Raw genomic sequence first — 21,618 nt, 5'->3', positions numbered from 1 at the left:
ACGCAGGGCGCGAAGGCGCCCTGCTCGCCTCCGCCAGGCAATAAAAAACCGCCCGAAGGCGGTTTCTTTATTTCTTGGCGGAAGCGGTGAGATTCGAACTCACGAACAGTTTAACCCGTCGCTAGTTTTCAAGACTAGTGCCTTCAACCACTCGGCCACGCTTCCAGATGGCAGCATTATACATAAAGGTCGGTGGCTTACCAATGGCGAGTAGTCAGGGCCGCGTATTTAAACCTCTCAGCAAGCTCTGGGGTCAGACCCGGCGGGTCTGACCCCAGCTCTTCGCCTATGGGTTCCATATCTACACCAACACGCCAAAGCAAAGCCTTACACGCCCCAGTTTTCCCGCAGCGCCGTTTCGAACTCTCCCGCCGGCAGCGGCCGCGAGAACAGGTAGCCCTGCACTTCGTCGCAGCCTGAACTTTTCAGGAAGGCCAGCTGCTCCGCCGTTTCCACGCCTTCCGCGATCACCTTGTGCTGCAGCTGCTGGGCGATGCTGATGATGGTGCTGGCGATGGCGCAGTCGCTGGCGTCGGTGGGAATGCCGGTGGTAAACGAGCGGTCGATCTTCAAGGTGTCGATGGGGAAACGCTTGAGGTAGGACAGGCTGGAGTAGCCGGTGCCGAAGTCGTCCAGCGACAAGGCCACGCCCAAGGCCGTGATGCGGTCCATGATGCCGATCACGCGCTCGATGTTGTGCATCAGCGTGCTTTCCGTGATTTCCAGTTCCAGCCAGGCCGCTTCCAGGCCGTAGCGGGCCAGGGTCGCCGCCACCCTGGCGGGCAGCGCTGACGTGAATTCGCGCGCGGACACGTTGACGGCCAGGCGGATCGGCGGCAGGCCGGCCAGTTTCCACGCTTGCGCCTGGGCGCAGGCCGCTTCCAGCACCCATTCGCCCACTTGCACCACCAGGCCCGTCGATTCGGCCAGGGGGATGAATTCGGCCGGCGGGATCATGCCGTGCTGCGGATGGTGCCAGCGCACCAGCGCTTCGGCGCCGATGATGCGGCCGCTGCCCAGCGCGTATTTCGGCTGGTAGTGCAGCAACAATTGCTGTTCCGATAACGCCTGGCGCAAGCCTGTTTCCAGGCGCATGCGTGCTTGCATGCCCAGGTTCATGTCGTGGCTGTAGAAGGCCACGCTTTCCGCTTCGCCGCCGCTGTCCTGCTTGGCGCGGTACATGGCGATGTCGGCCAGGCGCAGCAGGGTTTCCGCGTCCTGCCCGTCTTGCGGATAGACGCTGATGCCGATGCTGGCGCCCACGCGCAAGTCGTGGCCTTCGATCAGGAACGGCTCCACCAGCGAGGCCAGTAGCTTTTGCGCCACCATGCTGGCCTCGAAATGCTGGCCGATGTCGAACAGGCCGACGGCGAACTCGTCGCCGCCCAGGCGCGCCACCAGGTCCTGGTCGCGCAATGCCTTGCGGAAACGCAGGGAGACCTGGCGCAACAATTCGTCGCCGATGCGCCGGCCCAGAGTGTCGTTGATGAGTTTAAAACGGTTCAGGTCGATGAACAGCACGCAGCCGAGCATCTTGCTGCGCTGCGCCACGCTGAGAGCCTGGTCGACCAGCTTGGCCAGCAAGGTGCGGTTGGGCAGGCTGGTCAACGGATCGTAATACGCCAGGTGGTGCAGGCGCTCCTCGGCCAGCTTGCGTTCCGTGATGTCCGTCAGGTAGGCGATGAGTCCGATGGGCTTGTCGTCCATGTCTTGCAGCGGCGACAGGGACAGGCTGGCCCAGAAGACTTCGCCCGACTTCTTTCGGCGGCGCACCTCCATCAGGCGCCCTCCCTGTTCCAGGAAGGCGTCGTGGAAACCCGTGTCTTCGTCGTCGTACAGGAACAGGATGTTGCGCCCCACGGCTTCCACCGAGCTGTAGCCGAACAGGCGCTCGGCGCCCTTGTTCCAGCTGGTGATGTAGCCCGTCAAGTCCATCGTCAGCACGGATTCGTGCAACTGGTCGAGGATTTGCGTCTGTTGCGCCAGCAAGGCTTCGACTTGCGCAAAGGCGTGCGTGGAACGTTGCGCCAGCGAATGCACTTGCAAGACGCCCGCCGTCAGGGACGCCAGGCTGGCCAGGTGGCGGCGGTCGGCGTCGCTGTAGGCGCTGCGTCCCGCCACGCTGTAATGGCCGAAGCAGTGGCCGTCGAAACTGATTTCCTGCAACAGGGCGGGTGTATCGACGGGAAAAATCGCGGACCGCGCAGCGGCGTCCATGCTGGCGGCGGGCAGGAACTGGCCATGCGGGCTGGCCATCACGGCGCTGGCGATACGGCCCAGCTCGGCCACCAGCGCAGGGCCGCGCAAACGCACGACGGCGTCGCACAGGGCGGCGCTGTCACCAAGGAAATCCGACACCGGAAACAAGGGCATGCTAGAGGTTCCGGCTGACCTGGATGGCCCATTGGTAAGCCTGCAGCAGGCTGAGCCAATAGGTTTCTCCATCGATGCCGGCGCGGCGCAAGCCGTCGGGTGGCGGCGCGGCGCTTTCGACCAGCGCCAGCAAGGTGCCCAGCTCGCCCTTGCGTTCCAGCAAGGCGGCGCTGACGTCGGGCGCCAGGTTCAGGGTGGCGATGATCTCTGCCATCGGCATGCCCAGCAGGACGTCGAGCAGGGAAAACACGCCCGCCATGAAGGCCAGGTCTTGCGCGTCGCGGTCGCCGCCGCGCAACTGGCACAGCGCTTCCATCTGCGCCGCGCGCACGGCGGCCAGCGGCAGCAGCGCGTGGATCTTGCCATCGTCCTGTTGCCGCGCATACAGCAGCAGTTGCAGCCAGCGCTGCAGCTGGCGCCGGCCCAGCAAGGTGATGGCCTGGCTGAAGCTGGTAATCGGCGCCGTGAAACCGAAGGCGGCGGAATTGACCAGTTTCAATAAATGATAGCTGAGCGATGGGTCTTGCTTGAGCGGTACTTCCAGCTCGTGCGCGTCGGCATCGCGGGCCAGCAAGCCCAGCAGCGCCAGCACACGGCGCCGCGACGTGGCGTCCTCCGGCTCGCTTTGCTGGCGCGCATGGTGCAGGGCGTAATCGCCGGCAAACCAGCTCACGCCCAGCGCTTGCGCGGCAGCAAACTGCCCGGCGTCGCCGATATTGTAGGCCAGGTGCGGCCCCGGCAGCGGCAGCAGCTGATGCAGGGCCGGGCGCGCGCCCGCCGCGTCAAAGCTCAGCGCGCGCGCGTCGACCTGCGCCGCCGCCACGGGACCGGCCCCGGCGCCGTCGAGGATGAGGCGGTAGCCGGCATCGCGCCATTGTTCGCACTTTTTCTGGATCTGCTTGTCGCCGGCAAGATGGGCCGGCAAACGGAAGATGGTGCGTTGCGGCGCCAGTTGCGCCAGCACGGCCTCGTCCACGCCATGCGGGTCGGCCAGGGGAATGATGCAGTCGAGCGGCGCCAGGTAGGCATACGCATCGGCGGCGGCCAGCGCCGCCAGCAGCGGCGCCGTCGAGGCCTGCGGACCATGCAGGGTGACAGCAACCCACTCGTTATGAGCATTGGCCACTGCTTGTAATCCCACCAACGGAAACAGGTTTGATTCAGACGCTGACATCGGTATCTCAGTGTGGGTAGGGCGCCATAGTAAATAAACTGACCAGCATTGGCAACCCTGGCCCGACAGGGATGCCCTCGACAGCGAGACTCATTCTATCCGAATCTCACCCACGAAACAGTTTAATTTTGGCAATAAATGTTCAAAAAGAACACTCCCCCGCGAGACCCGCCTGTCATGCGGGTTCGGCAAGAACACGGGGCCGCGCACGCCTGCTCAGGCGCTGCCGCCATGCGCGTGCTCGACCGCGTATTTGATCAATTCGGCCTGCCCTTCGATGCCCAGCTTGCGCTTGATGTTCAGGCGGTGCGTCTCCACCGTGCGCACGCTCAGGTCCAGGTCGCGGGCGATCTGCTTGTTCGACTGGCCCGCCGCGATGTGCTGCAGCACCTGCTGCTCGCGCGTGGTGAGGAAGGAATCGTGGACTTGCGGACGCGACAGTTGCCGCGCCAGGGCCGCGCTGTAATAGATGCCGCCGGACATCACCGTCTCGATGGCGAAGACGATATCTTTCCCAGGAGCATCCTTGAGCACATAGCCGCGCGCGCCGGCGGCGATGGCTTGCGACACGTATTCGAGCTTGTCGTGCATGGACAGGATCAGCACGGCAATCTGCGGAAACGCCTGCTTGAACAGCGCCGTCGCCTCGATGCCATTCGTGCCGCGCATATTGATATCCATCAGCACGAGGTCCACCTGGTGGAGGCGCGCCTGGGCCAGCGCCTCGTCGGCGCCGCCCGCCTCGGCCACCACGTCGAAATGCGCCACCGCTTCCAGGCGCGCGCGCAAGCCGTCGCGCACGAGGGGGTGGTCGTCCACCAGCAGGATGTTGATTTTCTCGGTCATGGTTGTGTTTTTGTCAGTGTGTGGGTGTTAGGCCGAGCCGCGCCAGCACCACGGTGCCGGCCGGAGACGAAGTGATGTGCAGGCTGCCGCCGATGGCTTCCATGCGTTCCGTCATGTTGCGCAGGCCGATGCCGCGCTGCGGATGCAGGGCGATGCCGTCGAAGTCGAAGCCGCCGCCATTATCCTGGATGCGCAATTCCACCGCCTTGCCCGCCTCGTGCAGGCTCACTTCCACGCCGCTGGCGTGGGCGTGGCGCTCGCAATTGGTCAGCGCTTCCTGGGCGATGCGGAACAGCACGGTATTGACCATGTCGGGCAAGCCCTCGCCCGCCGCCGCCGGGCTGGCCGTGAAACTGGCTTGCGCGCTGCTGCTGTCGTTGAATTCATGCACGAGGTGGTCGAGCGCGGCGGCCAGGCCCAGGTCATCTAAAATGGCCGGGCGCAGGTTGTGCGAAATGCGCCGCACCTCGCCCAGCACCTTGTTGAGTTGCTCGGCGGCCCGCTCGAAGGTGGCCGGCGCCTTGTCTTTTTGCTCGGCATTGCCGCCCAGGCGCGCGATGCCCGCCTCGATCTGCAGCTTGATGGACACCAGCCACTGGCTGATGCCGTCATGCAAGTCGCGCGACAGCCGCGCCCGCTCTTCCTCCTGCGATTCCACCACGCGCTGCGCCAGCACTTTCAGCTTGGCGTCGGCCACGCGCAATTCGCGCAGGTTCAGCACCAGGCCGCAGGCGGCCACCAGCAGGGAGCCGAGAATGGCGATGGCGGCGATCAATTCCATGGTCGAGCGGATATTGCGCGACTGCTGGGCGTCGACCTTGGCCAGCGCCTGGTCCACGTCATCCATGTAGATGCCGGTGCCCATCATCCAGCCCCATTCCGGCATCAAAATCACATAGCCGAGCTTGGGCGCGGACTTGTTCGTCGACGGCTTGATCCAGTTGTAGCGCTCGAAGCCGCCGCCGCTCTTCGCCCGCTGCATCAGGCGCTGGATGGTCAGATTGCCGTCCGCGTCGCGCAATTCCCACAGATTCTGCCCCACCAGCTCGGGCTGGCGCGGATGCATCAGCGACTTGCCCTGCAAATCATAGATGAAGAAATAGCCATCGTCGCCATAACTGAGGGCGGACAGGATGCGCTTGGCCTCTTCTTGCGTGGCGGCATCCTTGCGTCCCGACTGGTACAGGGAGGCGATGGAATGGCTGGCCAGGGTCACGTAATGCTTGAGCTCGGCTTCCTTGCTGGCCAGATACGCTTGCTGGATGGTGGCGCGCTGCTGCTCGGCCAGGGTAATCGCCTGGTGCCGCACGGCAAAGGCGATCGCGCACAGGGCGAGGATGAGCGGCGTGAGGGCCAGGAAGATGACTTTCTGTCTGAGTTTCATGGCCTGGCGCGCTCCGGCGGCTCGATGCGGGTGGAAGGAAATGCGTGATTTTACGTCGCGGCGCGGCGATCGGCCTGCGTAGTAATACTGAGCGTTACTGCGTAGTGCTGCGCTTGCGGCAATTATACGATTCCTGAATACTCGCCATAAGCTGCAGACACCCAATTCTCACCCAAACTGGCGACGACCAGGCTCGGCAGCACACATCATCGCACGGCACAGCGCCCGTCAATCTCTGGAGGAAGCATGAACCGCATTTTCAAACAGCTCGGCTGGGCAGCGCTTGCGCTGGCCGGCGCCGGGTCCTTGGGCGTTGTCGCCCTGCAACGTGGCGAATCGATCAGCGCGATCTGGATCGTCATCGCCGCCGTCTGCGTCTATCTGATCGCCTATCGTTTCTACAGCCTGTTCATCGCCGACAAGGTGCTGGGCCTGGACGCGCGCCGCATGACGCCCGCCTTCAAGCACAACGATGGCCTCGACCACGTGCCGACGAATAAATACGTGCTGTTCGGCCACCATTTCGCGGCGATCGCCGGCGCCGGCCCCCTGGTCGGCCCCGTGCTGGCCGCGCAGATGGGCTATCTGCCCGGCATGCTGTGGATACTGGCGGGTGTCGTGTTTGCCGGCGCCGTGCAGGATTTCATCGTGCTGTTCATTTCCATGCGCCGCGACGGCCGCTCGCTGGGCGACCTGATCAAGGCTGAACTGGGCGAGATTCCCGGCATGATCGCCCTGCTGGGCTGCTTCATGATCATGGTCATCATCCTGGCCGTGCTGGCCCTGATCGTCGTCAAGGCGCTGACGGGTTCCCCATGGGGCAGCTTCACCGTGATGGCGACCATTCCCATCGCCCTGTTCATGGGCGTGTACTCGCGCTTCATCCGCGTGGGCCGCATCGGAGAGATTTCCATCATCGGCTTCGTCTTGCTGATGCTGGCCATCATCGGCGGCCAGTACGTGCAGGAACACGCGGTGCTCGGTCCGATGTTCACGTTCACGGGCACGGAACTGACGTGGATGCTGATCGGCTACGGCTTCATCGCTTCCGTGCTGCCCGTGTGGCTGCTGCTGGCGCCGCGCGATTACCTGTCGACGTTCCTGAAGATCGGCACGATACTCGGCCTGGCCATCGGCATCATCGTCGTCGCGCCCTACCTGAAAATGCCGGCCATGACCAAGTTCATCGACGGCTCCGGCCCCGTCTGGTCGGGCAACCTGTTCCCCTTCCTGTTCATCACCATCGCCTGCGGCGCCGTCTCCGGCTTCCACGCCCTGATTTCCTCGGGCACCACGCCGAAGATGATTGAAAACGAAAGCCACGCCCGCTTCATCGGCTATGGCGCCATGCTGATGGAATCGTTCGTCGCCATCATGGCCCTGGTGGCCGCCTCGACCATCGAGCCGGGCATCTATTTCGCCATGAACAGCCCGGCCGCCCTGATCGGCACCACGGCCGAGTCCGCCGCACAGGCGATCTCGCAGTGGGGCTTCTACGTGACGCCGGAAATGCTGACGCAGACGGCCAAGGATGTTGGCGAGCACAGCATCATCTCGCGCGCCGGCGGCGCACCGACCCTGGCGGTCGGCATGGCGCAGATTCTCTCCGGCGCCATCGGCGGCAAGGCCATGATGGCCTTCTGGTACCACTTCGCCATCCTGTTCGAAGCGCTGTTCATCCTGACGGCCGTCGATGCGGGCACGCGTGCGGGCCGCTTCATGCTGCAGGATTTGCTGGGCAGCTTCGTGCCCGCCTTGAAACAGACGGAAAACGTCATCGCCAACCTGCTGGCCACGGGCCTGTGCGTGGCGGCCTGGGGCTACTTCCTGTACCAGGGCGTGGTCGATCCATTGGGCGGCATCAACACCCTGTGGCCGCTGTTCGGCATCGCCAACCAGATGCTGGCGGCCATTGCGCTGATCCTCGGCACCTGCGTGCTGTTCAAGATGAAACGCGGACAGTATGCGTGGGTGACCATCACGCCGACCATCTGGCTGCTGCTGTGCACCCTGACGGCGGGCTGGCAAAAGATCTTCGACGCCAATCCGCGCGTGGGCTTCCTCGCGCATGCGAAGAAATACTCGGCGGCCCTGGATGAAGGCACCCTGCTGGCGCCGGCCAAGTCGATGGCGCAGATGCAGCAGATCATCTTCAACGATTATCTGGACGCCGGCCTGGCCGCCTTCTTCGTCATCGTCGTCGTCAGCGTGCTGTTCTTCGGCATCCGCACCATCCTGAAGGCGCGCGCCGACAGCAAGCCTAGCACCAAGGAAACGCCGTTCCAGGCCATGCCCACGGTGCAATGATGATAGCCGATATCATCAAGGCAGGACGGTACCTGGGGCAAAGCATGCGGCTCATGTGCGGCTTGCCCGAGTACGACACCTACGTGGCGCACCGGGAAGTGACCCATCCCGGCGAGCCGATGATGACGTATGAAGAGTTCTTCCGCGAACGGCAGGAAGCCCGCTACGGTGGCGCGGGCAAGCGCGGCGGTTGCTGTTAGCGGACACCTGACCCAGCCTACTGCGCGTCGGTATAGGCGGCTTGCGATGCTCACCGCCTCGGCGGCCCCGTACAAAGTACGGTTGCGCTTCTCGGCCACCTCTCCCTTCCGCTCGCTACGGCTGAGTCAGGTGTTGTTGCTCAGCAATAATTTGAGGGCGGTCTTGTGAGACCGCCCCATTCATTTCCTCTCGTATAAGTTCCCCTCCCCTCTCGTCCCTTAGACCCACATCAACATCGGGGTGTGTCTTCGCGTCTATATTTTTCCAATAGGAATTAAATAACAGTCAACGGGCCGACCGGAGAAGCGCCGCCATCATGTTCAATTTCCAACGCTCCAGCATCAGCCAGAAGCTGACCATGATTTCGGTATTGTCGTCGGGCTGCGCGCTGCTGCTGGTGTTCGTGGCGTTTGCGCTGACGTCCGTGCTCAGCCACAAGAATGACGAGGGCAAGCAATTGCTGTCCCTGGCGGGCGTGATCGGTGCGGCCAGCGCGGCGCCCATGCTGATAGGCAAGCCGGCGCAGGCGCAGGCGGAACAGGTGCTGGCCGCGCTGGCCGCGCGCAACGAGGTGACCCAGGCGGCCCTGTTCGACCGGGGCGGGCGGCTGTTCGCCCTGTACCGCGCGCCGCAGCACGCGGACGGCCTGGCGGCGCCGGAAGACATGGACCCGGCCCTGCTGGCCGACATTGCCGTGCAACCGGTCACGCAGGGCGCGGGCACGACCCTGGCGCCGGCCATGCGCCTGTACCGTCCCGTCTACCGGCCAGGCGAGCCGCAACAGATCATCGGCGCCGTGCTGATCGAGGCCGACCTGAACCACATGTGGCGCGACATCGGCCGCCACGTGGGCGCCATCGGCGGCGCCACCGTGCTGTCCTTCCTGATCGCCGTGTTCCTCGCGCGGCGCTTCAAGAGCGTGATCGCCGAACCGATCACCAAGCTGATCGATACGGCGCAAAAAGTGTCGAGCAGCCAGACCTACAGCCACCGCATCGCGCACCAGCGCAGCGACGAGCTGGGCGTGCTGATCGACAGCTTCAACGACATGCTGGCGCAGATCGACAGCCGCGACAGCACCCTGGCCAATTACCGCGACCAGCTCGAGCGCCAGGTGGGCGTGCGCACGGCGCAGCTGGAAAAGGCCAAGGATGCGGCCGAGGCGGCCAGCCAGGCAAAGAGCGCATTCCTTGCCACCATGAGCCATGAAATCCGCACGCCCATGAATGGCGTGCTGGGCATGACGGAGCTGCTGCTGGCCAGCCCTTTGAGCCCGCAGCAGCGCCACTACACGAGCATGGTGCAGCGCTCGGGACAGAATCTGCTGGTGATCATCAACGATATCCTCGACTTTTCCAAGATCGAGGCAGGCAAGCTGAGCGTGGAATACATCCGCTTCAATTTCCGCGAACTGCTCGACGATATCGAGCACGTCTTCGCGCCGCAGGCGGAGGCGAAAAACATCAGCCTGGAATTCGATATCGCCTACGACATCCCCATCGCCATCTGCGGCGACCCGAACCGTTTGCGCCAGATCATCGTCAATCTGCTGGGCAATGCCATCAAGTTCACGGAAACGGGCAAGGTCACCGTGAAAGTGACCGTGTGCAGCGAGGACGCGCCCAGCGTGGGCTTGCGCTTCGAGGTGCACGACACGGGCATCGGCGTATCGAACGAGGCGCAGACGCGCATCTTCGAATCGTTCTCGCAGGCCGACGGCTCGACCACGCGCAAGCACGGCGGCACGGGCCTGGGCCTGACGATCTCGAAACAGCTGGTGGAGCTGATGGGCGGCACTATCGGCGTTGATAATGCTTTAACGCAAGGATCGATCTTCTGGTTCGAAGTAAATTTCGATAAGCGGCGGGTCGACAGCGACGACCCGTCCTTCAACCTGAAAACCACGCGAGGGTTACGCGCCTTGATCGTCGACCACACACCCGCCACGCGCGCCGTGCTGGAGCGGCAACTGGCCAGCTGGCACATCGTCAGCGACAGCGCCGGCACGGCCGGCGAATGCCTGGCCAAGCTGCGCGCGGCCGCCCAGGCGGGCACGCCGTACGGCGTGGCGCTGCTCGACATGGAATTGCCGCGCACCAGCGGCCTGGCCCTGGCGGCCACCATCAAGAGCGATCCGCTGCTGGCCGACCTCAAACTTTTGCTGCTGAGCACGGAACAGGCGGCGGCCGACCCCGTGCAGCGACGCGAGGCGGGCGTGGCCTTCCAGCTGATCAAGCCGGCCCGCGAATGCGACCTGTTCGATTGCATCGTCACGCCGCCGCGCGCCAGCGACAGCCTGCGCATCCACCCGCCGCACACGGTGCGCCAGGTGGGCCGGCGCCAGCGCCGCCGCGTGCTGCTGGCCGAGGACAATCCCGTCAACGTGGAAGTGGCGCTGGCCATGCTCGACAGCCTGGGCCTGGACGTGGTCTGCGCGCGCAACGGCGAAGAGGCCTTGCAGGCGGCGCAGGCCGAGGATTTCGATCTGATCCTGATGGATTGCCAGATGCCCGTGATGGACGGCTTTGCCGCCACGGCGGAAATCCGCCGCCATGAACAGCAGTGCGGCCACGCGCGCGTGCTGCCCATCGTCGCCATCACGGCCAATGCGCTGCAGGGCGACCGCGAGGCATGCCTGGCGGCCGGCATGGACGATTACCTGAGTAAACCTTTTACGCAGCAGGACCTGGGCCACACCATCGCCCGCTGGATCACCTTGCCGCGCGCGGCCACCGTGCACCACAGCGAAACGCCGCAGGCGCAAGCACCGCAGCAGGTGCCGCCCGAAGCGCCGCCGCCGGCGCCTGCAGCCCCGGCATCGGCCCAGCCGCTGAACCGGCAGGCGCTGGAAAATATCCGCGCCCTGTCCGGCACGGATGGCGATGCGCTGCTCGAAAGAGTCATCCAGGCCTTCGTCGGCGAGACGCCGCGCCAATTGATCGCCATGCGCGCAGCGATTGCCGGCGCGGATGCGGAAGCGCTGCGCAAGGTGGCGCACAGCCTCAAGTCGGGCAGCGCCAACGTGGGCGCCGACGGCCTGGCGCAACTGTGCAAGGAGATGGAAAAACTGGGCCGCGCCGGCAGCACCGAGGGCGCGGCTGCCCTGCTGCAGCAGATGCAGCAAGCCTTCCTGGCCGTACGCGAATCGCTGAACGCCATCCTCGTGAAGGAACACTGACATGACAGCGCCCCTCTCCCCTCCCCGCGGCCTGGTGCTGGTGGCCGACGACGATCCCGTGATGCGCCTGCTGATGCGGCAGATGCTCACGCAGGTGGGCCTGGACGTGATCGAGGCCGAGGATGGCGTGCAGGCGCTGGCCAGCTACAAGCACAGCGGGCCTGACCTGGTCATGCTCGACGTCGACATGCCGGCCATGGACGGCTTTGCCGTGTGCCGCGAAATCCGCCACCAGGAAGTGGGCGGCACGGTGCCCATCATCATGGTCACGGGCGGCGACGAACTGGAAGCCGTCACGCGCGCGTATGAAGTGGGCGCGACCGACTTCATTTCCAAGCCCATCAACTGGCCCATCCTCGGACACCGCGTGCTGTACGTGCTGCGCGCCAGCGACGCCATCGCCCGCCTGCGCATCGCCGACGCGCACAACCGCGCCGTGCTGGCCGCCATCCCCGACACCTTCTTTCGCCTCAACCGCGAAGGCTTTTATCTCGACTACGAACAAGGGCACGACGCCAGCGCGGGATTTTCCCTCAGCGACTGCGTGGGCAGCCATATCCGCGACGTGCTGCCGGCCGAAATCGCCGCGCGCCTGCTCGACAAGGCGCGCGCCGTGCTGGCCACGCAGCATATCGGCTCGGTCGACTACACGCTCACGCACGAGGACAGCACGCGCCATTTCGAGGCGCGCCTGGTGGCGACGGGCGCCGATGAAGTGCTGGGCCTGGTGCGCGACATCAGCGAGCGCAAGCGCACGGAAGAGCAGATCCGCCGCCTCGCCTACTGCGACAGCCTGACGGGCATCCCCAACCGCCAGGCGTTCCTGGAAACCCTGGAACGCGAACTGCTGCGCTCGAAAGAGCACGACAAGAAATTCGCCGTGCTGTTCATGGACCTCGACGCCTTCAAGCGCATCAACGACACCCTGGGCCACGACGTGGGCGACCATTTGCTCAAGGTGGTGTCCGAGCGCCTGCGCGAAACCATCCGCCCCAGCGACCTGGTGCTGCGCGCCGACTACGAGCTCGATGGCGTCTCCGGCGGCAGCAACCTGGCGCGCCTGGGCGGCGATGAATTCACCATCCTGATTCCCGACCTGGAGCGGGTGGAAGACGCGCTGAACGTGGCGCACCGGGTCAAGGAAGCCATGCGCCGGCCTTTCATGATCGAGGGACATGAAATTTTTGTGACGGCCAGCATTGGCATCTCGCTGTATCCGGAAGATGGCGAGGATTGCAACTCGCTGCTGAAATATGCGGACACGGCCATGTACCACGCGAAGAACTGCGGCAAGAACAACGCCAAGCTGTATAGTTCCTCGCTGACGATGGAAATCATGAGCCACGTCAAGATGGAAGTGGGCTTGAGGAAAGCCTTGCAAAACAACGAGCTGTACCTGCTGTACCAGCCGCAGATCGACGTGCCCAGCACGCAGATCGTCGGCGTGGAAGCGCTGGTGCGCTGGCGCCATCCCGAACGGGGCATCATCTCGCCCACGGAATTCATTCCGCTGGCCGAAGAGACGGGGCTCATCGTGCCCATCGGCGAATGGGTGCTGCGCACGGCGTGCAACCAGGCCAAGGCCTGGCAAAGCGACGGCGGACGGGCCATCCGCATGGCCGTCAACCTGTCGGCCAAACAATTCAAGGATGAAAACCTGATGCAGATCGTGCTGTCGGCGCTGGCCGACACGGGCCTGGACGCGCGCCTGCTGGAACTGGAATTGACGGAAGGCACCTTGATGGACGATGCGCGCGCCACCATGGTGACGCTGGAGCAATTGCGCGGCATCGGCGTGTACCTGTCGATCGACGACTTCGGCACCGGCTATTCTTCAATGAATTACCTGAAACGCTTCGACGTGCGGGCCCTGAAGATCGACAAGAGCTTTATCGCCGGCTTGCCGCAGGATACGGAAAACGCGGCCATCACGCGCGCCATCATCGCCATGGCGCATGGCTTGAAGATGGTGGTGGTGGCCGAGGGCGTGGAAACGGACGAGCAACTGGCGATGCTGGAAGAATACGGCTGCGACATGGCGCAGGGATACTTTTTAGGCCACCCGTCGCCGCACGACACGATCACGGCCATGCTGGCCAGGCAGGCCGGCCAGCTGGCCAGCCTGGAAACTAGAGCACTTCGAAGGCAAGGATTTGCGTGACTTGCTGGGCGTTGAAATTATCGTCGGAAATCATCACCAGGCTGCGGCGGCCGTTTTCCAGGCGCGGCCCCCAGCTGATGCCTTCGATATTGTCGACCCGTGCCAGGCCGCTCTTTTCCAGGTCCAGCAGCAGTCGCTTGCGCGCCGGCACATACGCCGCGCCGGCCAGCGCCGGGATGGCCTGGATATCCGTGGCGCCAGCCGTGTCCATCGCGTAGAGGCGCACGTGATTCGTGTAGACGCCGTCGGCGTTGGCCACGCCGGCCCGCTCCACCACCAGCACCTGGTGGTCGTTGACGGCGAGAATTTCCGACACGCCATTGTCCGCCTCGCGCCCCGGCGCGGGCCGCGACGCCACCGGCTCGATCGCATACGCATACTGGCCCAGCACGGCACCGGCGCGGTCCAGGCGCGTGATGCGCACCACCGAACCCTGATCCGGCGTGGCCAGCGGGCCATCCTGGTACAGGGCCGCTTCCATGCCCAGCCACAAGCTCTTGCCATCCGAGGCAAACGACAGCGCTTCAAAGCTCATGTTGTTGCGCGAACCGGTTTCGTTCTTCGAGACCTGGAACATGGCGGGCGTGGGCAAGGTGGCCAGGTAGCGCCCGTCGCGGTCCGCGTGGCGCACGAACGGATGCAAGCCCACCTTGCGGTTGCCTTCGCTGCCGTACCACAGGCTGCCATCGTGCGGATCGACGCGGATGGTTTCGATGTCGGGCACCTGGTCACCCTGGTCCAGCCTGGCATGCGCCAGGTTCGGATAGCGGCTGCCGTCGGGCTGCGTGAAGAAATGCACGCTTTTCAATGTCACGCCGGAGAATTTTGCGCTGTCGTAATCGAGCGTGGCGCGGTAGAAGCGGGCCGGATTGATTTCCGAACGGTCATCGCTTTCCATCACCCAAGTGCCACTGGCCGCATCGTAATCGATGCCGGACAAGCCGCCCACCGTGGTGCCCTCGAACGGCTGTTTCAAGGCGATGCGCTGCTCGCCGATCAGGCGCAGGCCGGCGATCGGCGCGTCGTGGGGGAAGCTGGCGCAGGCGGAGAGAAGTACAGCGGCGGACGCCAGGGCAAGCGCGGTGCGGAACAATGGAGGCATGATCGGTATCAAATAAGTCGGGAAGCAAATTCCGGGGTCAGACCCGCCGGGTCTGACCCCAGCTTTAGTTCTGTGGGTTAATAGCGAATTACACCACCCCATCGGCCTTGAGCCGCGCGATGGCGGCCGCGTCATAGCCGAGCGACGCCAGCACCTCGTCGTTGTGCTGGCCCAGGGCCGGTCCCAGCCACTGGGTCTTGCCCGGCGTGGCCGACAGTTTCGGGCTGATGGCGGGCAGTTTGACGGGCGTGCCGTCGGCGAAATGGTGCTGTTCGAACATGTCGCGGGCGAGAAACTGCGGGTCGCTCAGCATGTCGCGCACGGAGTAGATCTTTCCGGCGGGAACGTCGGCCGCCTTGAGCACGGCCAGCGCGCTGTCGATCGTGTGCGTGGCGCACCAGGCGCCGATGGCGTCATCGATCTCCTGCGTGCGCGCCACCCTGCCATCGTTGCGCGCCAGCTGCGGGTCGCCCGCCATGTCGATGCGGCCCATGGCCAGCATCAAGCGCTTGAAGATGGCGTCGCCATTGCCGGCAATCACGATATTTTCGCCGTCGCCCGTCGTGTAGGTATTCGAGGGCACGATGCCGGGCAAGGAACCGCCCGTGCGCTCGCGCACCACGCCCGCCTGGTCGTATTCGGGCACCAGCGACTCCATCAGGTTGAACACGGATTCGTACAGGGCCACGTCGACCATCTGCCCTTCGCCATGCTCGCGTCCGCCCGTCACGTCGCGGTGGCGCAAGGCCATCATGGCGCCGATCACGCCGTGCAGCGCCGCCACGGAGTCGCCGATGGAGACGCCCACGCGCACGGGCGGGCGGTCGGCAAAGCCGGACACATAGCGCAAGCCGCCCATGGATTCGCCGATGGCGCCGAAGCCGGGCAAATCCTTCATGGGACCCGTCTGGCCAAAGCCGGACAGGCGCACCATGATGAGGGACGGCTTGATTTGCTTGAGCTGCTCGTAGCCGAGCTCCCACTTTTCCAGCACGCCGGGGCGGTAGTTCTCGATGATGATGTCCGCTTCCAGGGCCAGCTGGCGCGCGATGGCGCGGCCCTCGGGCGACTTCAGGTTCAGGGTCAGACTTTTCTTGTTGCGCGCCTGCACCGACCACCACAACGAGGTGCCATCCTTCAGCACCCGCCAGGTACGGATCGGGTCGCCGCCATCGGGCGACTCGATCTTGATCACGTCGGCGCCGAATTCGGCCAGCATGCGGGCGCAGAACGGCCCCGCGATCAGGGTGCCCAGTTCCAGGACTTTGATACCCGCCAAAGGACCAGCCGACGTTTTTTCTTGCATGATTCAAGTTGCCCTGCGGTCGAGCATCGCGCGGGCGATGGTGCCCGCGTCGACGTATTCCAGTTCGCCGCCCACGGGCACGCCGCGGGCCAGGCGGCTCACGCGCAAGCCACGCGCCTTCAGCATTTCGCTGATGTAATGGGCGGTCGCTTCGCCTTCATTCGTGAAGTTGGTGGCCAGCACCACTTCGCCGACCACGCCATCGTTGGCGCGGTTCAGCAATTTTTCGAGGTGGATATCTTTCGGGCCGATGCCGTCCAGCGGAGACAGCCGTCCCATGAGGACGAAATACAGGCCCTTGTAGGTCAAGGTCTGCTCGATCATCAGCTGGTCGGCCGGCGTTTCCACCACGCACAGCAAGCGCTTGTCGCGCTCTTCGTCGAGACAGGTCTCGCACACTTCGTGTTCGGTAAAGGTATTGCACAGGCCGCAGTGATGCACGGCATCGACGGCCTGGAACAGGGCGCGCGACAGCATGGCCGCGCCTTCCCTATCGTGCTGCAACAAATGAAATGCCATCCGCTGCGCCGACTTGGGGCCGACGCCGGGCAGGCGCCGCAGCGCCTCGGTCAAAAATTCAAGCGACTTGGACATGGATCAACCCTGCCCCGTGCCATAGATCGAGCGCATGCGGTGTTGCATCAGAATGGCATTTTGAAGCCGGCTGGCAAGTTCATGCCGCCAGTCAAGCCTGCCATTTTTTCCGCGGACGTCGCTTCGGCCTTGCGCACGGCGTCGTTGAAGGCGGCGGCCACCAGGTCTTCCAGCATGTCCTTGTCGTCGGCCAGCAAGGACGGATCGATGGATACGCGCTTGACGTCGTTCTTGCACGTCATGACGATTTTCACGAGGCCGGCGCCGGACTGGCCTTCCACTTCCACCAGCGCCAGTTGTTCCTGGGCCTTTTTCATGTTGTCTTGCATTGCTTGCGCCTGCTTCATCAGGCCAGCCAGTTGATTTTTCATCATGAGAATGCTCCGTTCAATTCAGTTTGTGAGTGTGTTAATCATCAATGCAGGGTCGGCGCGGCGGAGCCGGCCGGTGCAGGGGTAATCGTTCCCGGCACGACAAAAGCGTCGAATGCCTGCTTCATGTCGAGCACGAAGGGGTCGCTGGCGATGGTGGCTTCCGCTTGCAGCTGGCATGCCTCGCGATGGGCCTGCGCTTCCGCGCTGGCCGTGTACCAGACGGCGCCCAGTTCCGTATCGACCGAAACCTTGCGGCCGAAGCGCTCGGTCAGCGCGGCCGCCAGTTTTTCCACGTTGGCCGGGCTGCGCCACGTGTCGATCGGCACGCGCAAACGGAACGTGGTGCTGTGGCCGTCGTGCAGGCATTCGATCAGTTCGGCCTGCACGGCCAGCTGCTGGGCCACGCCGCGCAAGGGCAGCACGGCGGCGACGGCCGGCCAGTTGCCATCCCAGTCCAGGCCCGGCACGGGCGTGATCACATACGGTCCGCTGGGCGCGGCTTGCTTGGCGGCACGCTGCGGCATGACGACGGCCGGCTGCTCGCTGCCTGGCGCATTGGCGGGCGCCGACACGGCGGCGGAAGCGCTGTCGTCGGAAAATTCGGTGACCCACGGCGGCAGGTCGTCATCCTGCTGCTGCGCTTGCGGCGGCGGGGCGGCAGGACGCGTCTGCTGCACGGGCGCGGATGCGGGAGCTTCCATCACGGCCACGGGCGGCGCATCGTCCCACGGCGCCGGTGCTTTCGCGGCGGCGGGCGGTGGCGGCGCGGCCTGGGCGGGCGCGGCCGGTGCCACGGGTGCAGCGGCGACAGGCTCCGCTGCCGGTGCGGGGGCAGCCGGCTTGGGCGCCGACGATGGCGCCGATGGCGCGCTGCCCGGACGGCCTTTCGAAGCGGCGCGGGCCGCTTCCAGCGCCGCATTGATGGCGGCGCGGGCGGAACTGATGGGGGCGCCCGATGCGGCCGGGGCAGCAGCAGCTGGAGCGGCAGGCGGCGGCGCCGCTGGTGCCGGCGCCGGAGCCGCGACAGGTGCCGGTGCCGGGGCAGCCGCGCGCGGCGGCGCCGCTTCGCTGCGCGCCATGCTGGCGGCAGCGGCGGCCACCACGGCGGGCGGGGTCACGGCCGCGTGGCTGGCCACGCTGTTCGTGGCGGCGCGGGCGGCGGGCGCCGAGGCGCCAGCGGCGGCGCGCGCTGCAGCCACGGCGGCGGGACGGTTGCCAGGAGCCGACGCAGGCGCGGCAGCCGGTACGCCATCGGCGCCGCCTATGCCGGGCCGAAAGGCCAGCATGCGCAGCAAGGTCATGGTAAAGCCCGCGTATTCATCGGGCGCCAGGCCCAGTTCATTGCGGCCATGCACGGCGATCTGGTAAAACAGCTGCACTTCTTCCGCGTCGAAAGCGCCAGCCAGACGGACGATGTCCGCGTATTCCGGCAAATCCTGCGGCAAGGCGGCGGGCACGGTTTGCGCCAGCGCAATGCGGTGCAACAAGGTGCCCAGATCCTGCAGCGCGCCGTTGTACGACAGGCTGCGCGACGCCATCTCGTCGGCCACGGCCAGCAGATCCGCGCCATCCTGCTGCGCCAGCGCGTCGAGCAGGCGCACCAGGTACGATTGGTCGAGCGCGCCCAGCATGCCTTGCACGGCGTCAAGAGTGACGGCGCCGGCCGCATAGGCGATGGCCTGGTCCGTCAGGGACAGCGCATCGCGCATGGAGCCGTGGGCGCCCTGGGCCAGCAGGCGCAAGGCCGGCTGCTCGAAGCTGATGCCTTCCTGTCCCAGGATATTGTCCAGGTGGCTGATGATGTGGCCGGGCGGCATCTGCTTGAGGTTGAACTGCAGGCAGCGCGACAGCACGGTCACGGGTATCTTTTGCGGGTCCGTCGTGGCCAGGATGAACTTGACGTGCTCGGGCGGCTCTTCCAGCGTTTTCAGCATGGCATTGAACGCGTGGTTCGTCAGCATGTGCACCTCATCGATCATATAGACCTTGAAGCGCGCATTGCTTGGCGCGTAGACCGCCTGCTCCAGCAGCTGCGCCATTTCATCGACGCCGCGGTTCGACGCCGCATCCATCTCTATATAGTCGACAAAGCGTCCCGCATCGATCGCCGTGCACGCTTCGCACACGCCGCAAGGCTGGGCCGTGATGCCGCCCGTGCCATCGGGGCCGATGCAATTGAGCGACTTGGCCAGGATGCGCGACAGGGTCGTCTTGCCGACGCCGCGCGTGCCCGTGAACAGATAGGCGTGATGCAATCGGCCGCTGTGCAAGGCATGCGTGAGCGCGCGCACGACATGCTCCTGGCCGACGAGCGTCTCGAAATTCTTGGGGCGGTATTTACGGGCGAGGACTTGATAGGACATGCTGAGATTTTACCATGCGATTTTGCGGGTGATCCTGCGCGGCGGGCGCAAGCCTCATGGCCGGGCCATTCAACATGGCAAACGCGGCAAAGCAGCAATTGTATAACATGGCCAGCTGGAAATATGGAAAACACGGCAAGCCCGGCAATGCTGCGGGCTGGCAAGAAAATGGCGCCGCAAAAGCAAAAAAGCTGCCCATGGCAGCTTGATTGTCGATCCTGATAAAACATTCCCGAAGGAGGCGAGCCTGATCTGCGGCACTCATGGTTAATAGCCGTGGCTGCTTCGTTCCCGACCTGACCAGGTTAGCCATGCCACGATGCGCAGGGGCCCGCCGGGGACCATTATACCCGACCTGGGCAGGATTGGGGAAGCAAGCTGAAATCCGGGGTCAGACCCCCGGTCAAGTTGGCAATGACCTTTGCGTCAGCGGTGTTGAGGGTCTGACCCAAGCCGTTCTACAGCCCCAGCTCTTGCCAGATCCCATCCACCCTGGCCTTCACTTCCGGCGTCATGGCGATCACCGTGCCCCACTCGCGCGTCGTTTCGCCCGGCCATTTATTCGTCGCATCGATGCCCATCTTGCTGCCCAGGCCGCTGACCGGCGAGGCAAAGTCCAGGTAATCGATGGGCGTATTGTCGACCAGGGTGGTGTCGCGGATGGGGTCGACCCGCGTCGTGATGGCCCAGATGACCTCTTTCCAGTCGCGGATATTCACGTCTTCGTCGACGACGACGATGAACTTGGTATACATGAACTGGCGCAGGAAGCTCCATACGCCGAACATCACGCGCTTGGCGTGGCCCGCGTACTGTTTCTTGATCTGCACCACGGCCATGCGGTAGCTGCAGCCTTCGGGCGGCAAATAGAAGTCGGTGATTTCGCTGAACTGCTTTTGCAGCAGGGGCACGAACACTTCGTTCAGGGCCAGGCCCAGCACGGCCGGCTCGTCCGGCGGTTTGCCCGTGTACGTGGAGTGGTAGATCGGGTCGCGGCGCATGGTGATGCGGTCGATGGTAAACACGGGGAAACTGTCCTGCTCATTATAGTAGCCCGTGTGGTCGCCATACGGCCCTTCCAGCGCGTGCTCGTAGCCGCTCGGATGGTTTTCGTCCGGGTAGATATGGCCTTCGAGCACGATTTCGGCGGAAGCAGGCACGCGCAGCTCGCTGCCGATGGCTTTCACCAGCTCCGTGCGGCTGCCGCGCAGCAAGCCGGCGAACTGGTATTCGGACAGGCTGTCCGGCACCGGCGTGACGGCCCCTAATATAGTAGCGGGATCGGCGCCCAGCGCGACGGCGATCGGATACGGCTTGCCCTTGCTCTGGATCGCGTGTTCGCGAAAGTCCAGCGCCCCGCCCCGGTGCGCCAGCCAGCGCATGATGACCTTGTTGCGTCCCAATACCTGCTGACGGTAGATGCCCAGGTTTTGCCGCTTCTTGTTCGGCCCCTTGGTGATCACCAGGCCCCAGGTAATCAGGGGAGCGATGTCGCCGGGCCAGCAATGCTGGATCGGCAGGCGCGCCAGGTCGACGTCGTTACCCTCCCAGACGATTTCCTGGCACTTCGCGCCGCGCAATTCTTTCGGCGACATGTCCCACACGGATTTCACCAGCGAACCGAGTCCCAGCAGATCCTTGAAATCCTTCGGCGGTTCCGGTTCCTTCAGGCGCGCCAGCACGTGGCCGATCTTGCGCAACTCGCTGACGTCTTCCGCGCCCATGCCCAGCGCCACGCGGCGCGTGGTGCCGAACAGATTGCCCAGCACCGGCATGTCGTATCCCGTCGGGTTATTGAACAACAAGGCCGGTCCGCCCGCGCGCAAGGTGCGGTCGCACACCTCCGTCATCTCCAAAATCGGTGAAATGGGGGTCGAAATGGGCTTAAGTTCACCTATTTGTTGCAGTTGAGAAATAAAATCTCGCAAATCTGAATATTTCATGTGTTTTTAATTTTTTTTTGACGTCGGACGCCGTTGCTGAAGGATCTATGCCAAGTAATTGATTTTATTGGCTTTTGGCACAATGCAAGTCAAAAAGTAAGACATAAAAGTAATAAAGAAACGATTCGTTAGTATTGACTTGATATAAAACGGCTTCTACAATTCGCCCAACTTGAAAGAGCACGCCGGCCCAGAGCTTGATTTTAGCGTTTCTCTTTCATTCACGGAGTCGGGGCTCCACATGACATTTTAAGGAGTGTTTTCAAAAGGCGTCTGCCTTACCCCCGGTAAAAGTTGTATTGCGACTGATCC

General features: G+C 64.2%; 15 protein-coding genes, 1 tRNA gene and 1 other RNA gene. 5 read left to right on the top strand and 12 right to left on the bottom strand.

Features of this window, described 5'->3' with window-relative positions; translation table 11 throughout:
• Window positions 1–75: 75 nt before the first annotated feature.
• The 5 genes from J0O65_RS07305 to J0O65_RS07285 all read right to left on the bottom strand — a co-directional run bounded on the left by J0O65_RS07305 (window position 76) and on the right by J0O65_RS07285 (window position 5,777).
• Window positions 76–165: transfer RNA gene (locus tag J0O65_RS07305), tRNA-Ser, on the bottom strand.
• A gap of 162 nt (window positions 166–327) precedes the next feature.
• Window positions 328–2,373, bottom strand: a complete 2,046-nt coding sequence (locus J0O65_RS07300) for a putative bifunctional diguanylate cyclase/phosphodiesterase (protein ID WP_215405478.1) — start codon at window positions 2,371–2,373, stop codon at window positions 328–330.
• A 1-nt stretch (window position 2,374) separates the two neighbouring features.
• On the bottom strand, window positions 2,375–3,499 hold the full coding sequence (locus tag J0O65_RS07295; RefSeq protein ID WP_353056162.1) for an EAL and HDOD domain-containing protein: 1,125 nt from the start codon (window positions 3,497–3,499) through the stop codon (window positions 2,375–2,377).
• Window positions 3,500–3,763: 264 nt separating this feature from the next.
• On the bottom strand, window positions 3,764–4,393 hold the full coding sequence (locus J0O65_RS07290; protein WP_215405470.1) for a response regulator transcription factor: 630 nt from the start codon (window positions 4,391–4,393) through the stop codon (window positions 3,764–3,766).
• A gap of 13 nt (window positions 4,394–4,406) precedes the next feature.
• Window positions 4,407–5,777 (bottom strand): cache domain-containing protein, encoded by a 1,371-nt coding sequence (locus tag J0O65_RS07285; protein ID WP_215405468.1) that lies wholly within the window; start codon window positions 5,775–5,777, stop codon window positions 4,407–4,409.
• Window positions 5,778–6,023: 246 nt separating this feature from the next.
• Here J0O65_RS07285 and J0O65_RS07280 point away from each other — a divergent pair, with 246 nt between their 5' ends.
• The 4 genes from J0O65_RS07280 (at window position 6,024) to J0O65_RS07265 (ending at window position 13,624) form a co-directional block, all read left to right on the top strand.
• Complete coding sequence (locus J0O65_RS07280) at window positions 6,024–8,084, top strand: carbon starvation CstA family protein (RefSeq protein WP_215405466.1); 2,061 nt, start codon at window positions 6,024–6,026, stop codon at window positions 8,082–8,084.
• Complete coding sequence (locus tag J0O65_RS07275; RefSeq protein WP_092718220.1) at window positions 8,084–8,284, top strand: YbdD/YjiX family protein; 201 nt, start codon at window positions 8,084–8,086, stop codon at window positions 8,282–8,284. Before J0O65_RS07280 ends, J0O65_RS07275 begins: the two co-directional genes overlap by 1 nt.
• Window positions 8,285–8,601: 317 nt before the next feature.
• Complete coding sequence (locus J0O65_RS07270; protein ID WP_215405464.1) at window positions 8,602–11,463, top strand: hybrid sensor histidine kinase/response regulator; 2,862 nt, start codon at window positions 8,602–8,604, stop codon at window positions 11,461–11,463.
• 1 nt (window position 11,464) lies between these two features.
• The gene (locus tag J0O65_RS07265; protein ID WP_215405462.1) at window positions 11,465–13,624 is read left to right on the top strand and encodes a putative bifunctional diguanylate cyclase/phosphodiesterase; all 2,160 of its coding nucleotides are present in this window, start codon (window positions 11,465–11,467) and stop codon (window positions 13,622–13,624) included.
• On the opposite strand, the gene J0O65_RS07260 is transcribed toward J0O65_RS07265, so the two are convergent.
• The 5 genes from J0O65_RS07260 to dnaX all read right to left on the bottom strand — a co-directional run bounded on the left by J0O65_RS07260 (window position 13,593) and on the right by dnaX (window position 19,363).
• Complete coding sequence (locus J0O65_RS07260; RefSeq protein WP_215405460.1) at window positions 13,593–14,726, bottom strand: esterase-like activity of phytase family protein; 1,134 nt, start codon at window positions 14,724–14,726, stop codon at window positions 13,593–13,595. The two genes, J0O65_RS07265 and J0O65_RS07260, sit on opposite strands and share 32 nt — an antisense overlap.
• Before the next feature lie 88 nt (window positions 14,727–14,814).
• Window positions 14,815–16,032 (bottom strand): CaiB/BaiF CoA transferase family protein, encoded by a 1,218-nt coding sequence (locus J0O65_RS07255; RefSeq protein ID WP_215405458.1) that lies wholly within the window; start codon window positions 16,030–16,032, stop codon window positions 14,815–14,817.
• 3 nt (window positions 16,033–16,035) lie between these two features.
• Complete coding sequence (gene recR / locus J0O65_RS07250; RefSeq protein ID WP_034786598.1) at window positions 16,036–16,626, bottom strand: recombination mediator RecR; 591 nt, start codon at window positions 16,624–16,626, stop codon at window positions 16,036–16,038.
• 47 nt (window positions 16,627–16,673) lie between these two features.
• Window positions 16,674–17,000, bottom strand: coding sequence for a YbaB/EbfC family nucleoid-associated protein (locus J0O65_RS07245; protein ID WP_034759121.1), 327 nt, complete (start codon window positions 16,998–17,000; stop codon window positions 16,674–16,676).
• Between the two features lie 41 nt (window positions 17,001–17,041).
• A complete protein-coding gene (gene dnaX, locus J0O65_RS07240; protein WP_215405455.1) occupies window positions 17,042–19,363 on the bottom strand; it encodes a DNA polymerase III subunit gamma/tau in 2,322 nt (773 codons plus the stop codon).
• A gap of 56 nt (window positions 19,364–19,419) precedes the next feature.
• On the opposite strand from dnaX, the gene J0O65_RS07235 reads away from it, so the two are divergent.
• Window positions 19,420–19,572, top strand: a complete 153-nt coding sequence (locus J0O65_RS07235) for a hypothetical protein (RefSeq protein WP_215405453.1) — start codon at window positions 19,420–19,422, stop codon at window positions 19,570–19,572.
• Between the two features lie 28 nt (window positions 19,573–19,600).
• On the opposite strand, the gene ffs is transcribed toward J0O65_RS07235, so the two are convergent.
• Window positions 19,601–19,699: signal recognition particle sRNA small type (gene ffs / locus J0O65_RS07230), an RNA gene on the bottom strand.
• A 122-nt stretch (window positions 19,700–19,821) separates the two neighbouring features.
• Window positions 19,822–21,306 carry a 4-hydroxy-3-polyprenylbenzoate decarboxylase gene (ubiD, locus tag J0O65_RS07225; protein WP_215405452.1) on the bottom strand — a complete coding sequence of 495 codons (1,485 nt, stop codon included), beginning with the start codon at window positions 21,304–21,306 and terminating at the stop codon, window positions 19,822–19,824.
• Window positions 21,307–21,618 lie beyond the last annotated feature (312 nt).

The organism is Janthinobacterium sp. JC611, from assembly GCF_018682595.1.
Classification (GTDB): Bacteria; Pseudomonadota; Gammaproteobacteria; order Burkholderiales; family Burkholderiaceae_D; genus Janthinobacterium.
The sequence above is the reverse complement of the archived record's forward strand: the minus strand, read 5'-3'. Positions and strand labels throughout refer to the sequence as shown.